At 70.2% G+C, this 6560-nt stretch carries 7 protein-coding genes; 3 read left to right on the top strand and 4 right to left on the bottom strand.

Features of this window, described 5'->3' with window-relative positions; all coding sequences use genetic code 11:
• The 4 genes from Q0M60_RS08555 to Q0M60_RS08540 all read right to left on the bottom strand — a co-directional run.
• Positions 1–391 (bottom strand): ABC-type transport auxiliary lipoprotein family protein (locus tag Q0M60_RS08555; protein ID WP_296818272.1); only part of this gene is annotated, 391 nt, incomplete at its 3' end.
• Positions 388–1326, bottom strand: coding sequence for an MlaD family protein (locus tag Q0M60_RS08550; protein WP_296818271.1), 939 nt, complete (start codon positions 1324–1326; stop codon positions 388–390). The genes Q0M60_RS08555 and Q0M60_RS08550, both read right to left, overlap by 4 nt.
• The gene (locus tag Q0M60_RS08545; protein WP_296818269.1) at positions 1326–2096 is read right to left on the bottom strand and encodes an ABC transporter ATP-binding protein; all 771 of its coding nucleotides are present in this window, start codon (positions 2094–2096) and stop codon (positions 1326–1328) included. Before Q0M60_RS08545 ends, Q0M60_RS08550 begins: the two co-directional genes overlap by 1 nt.
• Positions 2093–3211, bottom strand: coding sequence for an ABC transporter permease (locus tag Q0M60_RS08540; protein WP_296818267.1), 1119 nt, complete (start codon positions 3209–3211; stop codon positions 2093–2095). Before Q0M60_RS08540 ends, Q0M60_RS08545 begins: the two co-directional genes overlap by 4 nt.
• A gap of 140 nt (positions 3212–3351) precedes the next feature.
• Here Q0M60_RS08540 and Q0M60_RS08535 point away from each other — a divergent pair, with 140 nt between their 5' ends.
• The 3 genes from Q0M60_RS08535 to Q0M60_RS08525 all read left to right on the top strand — a co-directional run.
• Positions 3352–4410, top strand: a complete 1059-nt coding sequence (locus Q0M60_RS08535; protein WP_296818265.1) for an extracellular solute-binding protein — start codon at positions 3352–3354, stop codon at positions 4408–4410.
• A complete protein-coding gene (locus Q0M60_RS08530; RefSeq protein WP_296818263.1) occupies positions 4401–5981 on the top strand; it encodes an iron ABC transporter permease in 1581 nt (526 codons plus the stop codon). The genes Q0M60_RS08535 and Q0M60_RS08530 overlap by 10 nt, the downstream gene beginning before the upstream one ends.
• Positions 5978–6560, top strand: a 583-nt coding sequence (locus tag Q0M60_RS08525) for an ABC transporter ATP-binding protein (protein WP_296818261.1), incomplete at its 3' end; no start/stop codon positions are given. The genes Q0M60_RS08530 and Q0M60_RS08525, both read left to right, overlap by 4 nt.

Genomic DNA, 6560 nt, shown 5'->3' with positions numbered 1-6560 from the left:
GATACCGCGCCTCGAAGCTGAGGATATCGAGGTCGAGCGTGACGTCCGCGCTCGGCAGCTCGCGCCGGTCGGCCAGTCGCACGCGGCGCGCCTGGTTCAGGAAGGCCGCCTCGAGCGATGCGGCGTACAGATCGTCGGCGGGACTGATCCAGCGCGCGCCCGCCAGATAGGCCACCTGGCCGCCCGAGGTGGTGAGGATGCGGTCATCCTCTGCCCCGGCCGGGAACTCGATCGGGGCGAGCACGACGGCGACCCGGTCCTCAGCCGCCGCCGTAGCGGGGGGGTCCATCGCCCCGAAGCGATAAAGCTGGACGGGGTCGGGTGAGCTCAGCAGGGCGCAGGCCGAGGCGAGCACGCCGACCAGCGTGACGGCGAGGGCGCGGCGGATCATTGCTCGATCTCCAGTTCCTGCGACGGCGGCCGCGAGATGAAATCGCGCGGACTGCGGTTCACCTCTTCGATCAGGTCGTTGAGCGTGGCGGTGGCCTCCTCCAGCTGACCTATGGCGTTGGACAGCTGAGGCAGTCCGGTGTCGGCGAATTCACCCACGGGCCCCTGAAGCTGGCCGGTCATGTTGCGGACGTCGCGGGCGGCCTGCTCGGCCTCGGAGGCCGCGCGCTCGATGTGGGCGATGGCGGCCGCCCCGTCCCCTTCGACGAGTTGGCGCGTGCTGGCGGCCAGGGCCTGATATTCCAGGATGGCGGCGTTGGCGTTGCTGACCGCCAGCTCCAGCTCCTGCAGGATCTCGCGGCGGGCTTCGAGCTCCGTCGAAATGGACTCCACATTGGCCAGGGTGGTGGAGAAGGAGCGGATGTTGTCGTCCGACAGGACCCGGTTGATGCGGTTCAGGGCGTCCACGGCCTGGGCCAGCACCGTGCCGGAGCCCTGCAGCAGCTCCGCTATCGGGCTGCGCTGGCTCTGAATCACCGGCGTGACACCGTCCGGGAACTGGTCCTTCAGCAGGGGCTCACCGGGGGTGCCGGGCGTGAGTTGAATGTAGTTCACGCCCGTGATGCCGAGCGGCTCCAGCTGCGCGCGCGAGCCCGTGCGGATGGGAATGCCTTCGTCCAGACGGATGCGGGCGATGACCTGGTTGCCCGTCTCGCGATCGAGCGTGAGGTCGGTGACCTCGCCCACCCGGATACCATTGAAGTGCACCTCTCCGCCGACCGACAGGCCGCGCACCGGATCCGTGAACAGCACGTCGTAGACGTCGTACTCCTCGTTGAACTGGAATCGGGCCAGCCAGACGACGAAGACGGCCAACAGCACCAGAATGGTGACGGTCGCGAGCCCGACGGCCGCGTAGTGGGCGTTGCGTTCCATCAGGCCGGCTCCATGGCGGCGCGCGCGGCGCGGCCCCGGGGACCCAGGAAGTAGTTCCGGATCCAGGGGTGGTTCGACTTTTCGAGTTCGCGGGGCGGAGCCACCTCGACCACCTTCTTGTCGGCCAGCACGGCCACTCGGTCGCAGATGGCGTAGAGGCTGTCCAGATCGTGGGTGATCATGAAGACGGTCAGATCCAGGTTCTTCTGCAGCTGGGCGATCAGCTCATCGAAGGCCGCCGCCCCGATCGGGTCGAGGCCCGCGGTCGGCTCGTCGAGGAAAAGGAGCTCGGGATCGAGAGCGAGGGCGCGGGCCAGTCCCACGCGCTTGCGCATCCCTCCGGACAGCTCCGCCGGCTTGAGGTGGTGGGACTCCGGCCCCAGCCCGACCATGGCGATCTTGAGTTCGGCGATCTCGCGGATGGTGTCGGACGGCAGACGCGTATGCTCCACGAGCGGCGAGGCCACGTTCTCCAGCACCGTAAGCGACGAGAACAGGGCCCCCTGCTGGAACAGAACGCCCCAGCGCTTCTCGAGTTCGTCGCGCTTGTCGCGGCTCATGGGCCCGGTGTCCTCGCCGAACACCCGGATCACCCCGTCCTCCGGATGCTTGAGCCCGAGAATGGAGTTCAGCAGCACGGTCTTGCCCGTGCCCGAGCCGCCGACCACGCCCAGCACCTCTCCGGACTCCACGCGCAGGTCCAGATGCTGGTGGATGACCCGCTCGCCAAAGGCGTTGGTCAGGTCCACGACCTCGATCGCAGCGCTCACAGGCCGATCTCCAGGAAGAGCATGGCGAACAGGGCGTCCAGCGCGATGATCGCGAAGATCGCCTGCACCACCGCCCCGGTCACCCGGCGACCGAGGGACTCGACGTCGCCGCCCACCGCCATGCCCTGGCGACAGCCGATGGCCGCCACCACCAGGGCGAAGACGGGCGCCTTCACCAGGCCGACCAGCATGTGCTTGGGCATGTAGGCGTCTTCGGACAGCCGTTGCAGGAAGAAGGCCGGGCCGAGATCGAGCTGGCTCCAGGCCACGACGATCCCGCCCAGCAGTCCGCCGCACATGGCCAGGAAGGTGAGCAGGGGGAGCATGATCAAAAGAGCTGTCAGGCGGGGGATGACCAGGGCCTGGAAAGGGTCGACTCCCATGACCCGCATGGCGTCGATCTCCTGGTTCATCTTCATCGAACCGATCTCCGCGGCGAAGGCCGAGGCCGAACGACCGGCCAGCAGCACTGCGGTGATGACGACGGCGAATTCGCGGAAGACGGCCACGCCGATCAATTGGACCGCGAAGATCGAGGCCCCGAACTGAGTCAGCAGGTCGACGCCGATGTAGGCCACCACCGCGCCGATGAAGAAGTTCGTCACGATGATGATCGGGATCGCGTCCAGGCCGGAGCGCTCCACCTGGCTGACCAGCGCGGGCCACCGGATGCCGCGCGGGTTCGCCAGCGTCCGGCCCACCGCAGCCAGGAGCTCTCCGAGGAAGGCGAAGGAGAGCCAGGCCTCGGCGATGAAGTCGTAGACCCCATGTCCGATGCGCACGAAGGTGCGGGTGACCGGATCGGGTTGGGGCGGAGCCGGGACCGCGTGACGCTCCAGTTCCTCAACGAGATCGAGGATTCGCCCGGCCTCCGGCCGGTCTTCCCAGCCCGCGCGCGGCGCCTTGCCGCCGTTGGCCTGGATAACCGCAAGCGCGCCGGTCGTGTCGAACCTGCCGAGATTCGAAATCTCGAAGGCGTCCAGGCTTTGGCCCTTCAGGGCCGAAGCCAGGCGGCGGGGGACGCGTCCAAGCGTCCGCGCCGTCCAGTCGCCGGCCATGACGAGGACCAGGCGATCGCGTTTCCCCTTCTCGACTCGGAAGCTGGCCGGCGTCATCAACCCTCTCTTAGCAGGAAGCTTTCCCCGCCGTCTCCGGCGGAAAAATGACCGGCCTTGCTAGGCAGGGTCGAGCTTGTTGCGAGACATTCGCAGATGTGCGACAGGGGCGCGCTGTCCCGCTTCCACGGAGCCTCCCGATGATCCGTCGCCTCGCCATCGCCGCCGCCCTCGGCGCAGCCTTCTTCGCGAGCGCCTGCCAGCAGCAGGCGGAGACCGTCGGCGGCGAGGCCGCGACAGGAGACGCGGGCGTCGTGAACCTCTACACGGCGCGCCACTATGCTTCGGACGAGCGCATCTACGAGGCCTTCACCGAGGCCACCGGCATCCGGGTGCGCAAGATCGAGCTTCCGGCCGACCAGCTCATCGAGCGCCTGCGCGCCGAGGGCGAAGGCAGCCCCGCCGATGTCGTGGTCATCCAGGACGCCGGCGCCATGGGCCGCGCGGCCGAGGCGGGCCTGATCGTGGCCTTCGAGGACGAGGTGATCGATGAGCGCGTGCCCGAGCACCTGCGCGACCCGCAGGGCCGCTGGTTCGCCATCGCCCGCCGCGCCCGCGTCGTGGCCTATGATACCGCCCGCGTGCGGCCGGAGGAGGTCGACACCTACGAGGAGCTGGCGTCGCCCCGCTTCCGCGGCAGGCTGTGCGTGCGGTCGTCGGACAATAGCTACAACCTCAGCCTGCTCTCGGCGCTGATCGAGCGCTGGGGTGAGGAACGTGCGCTGGAATGGGCGCGCGGCGTCGTCGCCAACATGGCCCGCCCGCCCCAGGGCGCCGATGTCGAGCAGATCCGCGCAGTCGGCGCCGGCCAGTGCGAAGTGGCCGTCACCAACCACTATTATTTCCTGCGCCTGGCGGAGTCGGATGACGCCGCCGACCAGGACCTGACCAGCCGGGTGGCGCTGAGCTTCCCGAGCATTGGCGGCCAGGGCGCGCACTTCAACCTGTCGGGCGCGGGCCTGACGGCGCACGCCCCGAACCGCGAGAACGCCATCCGCTTCCTGGAATTCTTGACCGGTCCGGAGTCGCAGGCGATCTTCGCCAACGAGACGAACGAGTTCCCGACCGTCGAGGGGACCGAACTGCCGGCAGACGTGGCCCGCTACGCCGGCCAGGCCGCCGATCCCCTGCCCCTTCCGGCCTATGCGGCGCGCCAGGCGCAGGCCCAGCGCATCTTCGAGCAGGCCGGTTGGCGCTAGGCCTCACCCAGTCCTTCACCCCCTTGCGCGCGGCCGCTCTCGCAGCGGCCGCGATCGCATGCGCGCCCCTGATCGCGGTGCTGGTCACCGCGACCGGCCCGCTGGCCGACAGCCTGACGGGCTCGACCTTCGCCCGCTACGCCGGAACGTCGGCCGCCCTGGCGGTGATGGTCGCCGTCGGCGCGGGCCTGCTCGGCGCCACGGCGGCCTGGGTGGTCGCCATGCACGACTTTCCGGGCAAGCGCCTGTTCTCCTGGGCGCTGGTCACGCCGCTGGCCGCGCCGGCCTTCGTGCTGGCCTACGGCTATGCGGACCTGTTCGACGTGGCGGGCCCGATCCGCACGGCGTGGCGCGCGGCCTTCGGCTGGGATCCGCCGTTCGAGATGCGCTCGATCTTCGGCGCGGCCCTCGTGCTGTCGCTCGCCTTCTACCCTTACGTCTACCTGACCATGCGCGCGGCGCTGCTGAACCAGTCGACGAGCCTGGTCGAGGCGGCGCGGTCGCTCGGCCGCAGCCGGGGCCAGGCCTTCCTGGCCGCCACCCTGCCGATGGCGCGGCCCGCTCTGGCGGCCGGGATGGCGCTGGCGGTCATGGAGACCCTGGCGGACTATGGCGCGACCTCCTTCCTGGCGGTGCAGACCCTGACGACGGGCGTGGTGCGGGCCTGGTCGGTGTTTGGATCCACGGCCGAGGCCGCGCGGCTGGCCCTGCCGTTGCTGGGCGCGGCGGCGGTGCTGCTGCTGATCGAACGTTCCAGCCGCCGGGCCGCCGCCGAGGGCGGTCTGGCCCGCTGGCGTACGCTGGAGCCGGTGCATCTTAAGGGCGCCAAGGCGCTGGGGGCCGTCCTCTTCTGCCTCATGCTCGTGATGCTCGGACTGCTGCTCCCGCTCGGCTGGCTACTCGCCAAGGGCTGGGGCGCCGAGCATGAGACCGCGCGACTGATCGCGTCGGGCCGCAACTCGTTGCTTCTTGGCCTCATCGCCGCCGCCGTGACAACGGGCCTGGCGACCGCCATCGCCTTCGGCGCCCGTGGCTTCAAGAGCGTGTCGCGGCTGGTCAGCCTGGGCTATGCCACGCCCGGCGCGGTAATGGCGGTCGGCCTCCTGGCGCCCGCCGCGGTGATCTGGCGGGTCTGGCCCGAGACGGTGTCGAGCGTGATCATGGGCGTGACCCTGCTGATCCTGGCCTATGCCGCGCGCCTGATGGCCGCGGCGCTGGAGCCGATCGACTCCGGGCTCGAGCGTGTCGGCAAGTCGATGCGCGGCGCCGCCCGTTCGCTGGGTGAGACCGAGGCCGGCGCCGCCCGCAGGGTCGAGCTTCCCATCGCCTCGGGGGCCCTCTTCACGGCGGCGCTCCTGGTGTTCGTGGACGTCATGAAGGAACTGCCGGCGACGGTGATCCTCAGGCCTTTCGGTTTCGACACCCTGGCGGTGATGGCCGACTTCTACGCCAAGGACGAGCGGCTGGGCGAAGCGGCCTGGCCCGGGCTGTTCATCGTGCTGGTGGCGCTCCCGGCGGTGATATGGCTGACGCGGCGGGTCTCGACATCGCGTCCGGGAGCGGCGGCATGAGCGTGATCGAGGCCAGGGGCCTTGCGAAGTCCTACGGCGGCAAGCCGGCGGTCCAGGCCGCCGACCTGACGCTCGAGGCCGGGCGGATCACCTGCCTGCTGGGCCCGTCTGGCTGCGGCAAGAGCACCCTGCTTCGGCTGATCGCCGGGCTGGAGACGCCCGACGCCGGGGTCGTCACCGCCGAGGGCCAGGACATCACCCGCCGGCCGCCGGAGGCCCGCGGCGTCGGCATGGTGTTCCAGGACTACGCCCTGTTCCCGCACCTGCGCGTGGCCGCCAATGTCGCCTTCGGCCTGAACGAGCGGCCGGCGAATGAACGCCGGTCCCGCGCGCTGGCCCTGCTCGAGCGGGTCAAGCTGGCGGCGCGCGCCGAGGCCTGGCCCGGCGAACTGTCCGGCGGCGAGCAACAGCGGGTGGCCCTGGTCCGGGCCCTGGCGCGAGAGCCCCGGGCGGTCCTGCTCGACGAGCCCTTCTCGGGGCTCGACAGCCACCTGAAGGCCGAGGTGCGCGAGGCGACGCTGGCGGCGCTCCGGGCGTCGAACGCGGCGGTTCTGATCGTCACCCACGACGCCGAGGAGG

Source organism: Brevundimonas sp. (assembly GCF_024711105.1).
Taxonomy (GTDB): Bacteria; Pseudomonadota; Alphaproteobacteria; order Caulobacterales; family Caulobacteraceae; genus Brevundimonas.
The sequence above is the reverse complement of the archived record's forward strand: the minus strand, read 5'-3'. Positions and strand labels throughout refer to the sequence as shown.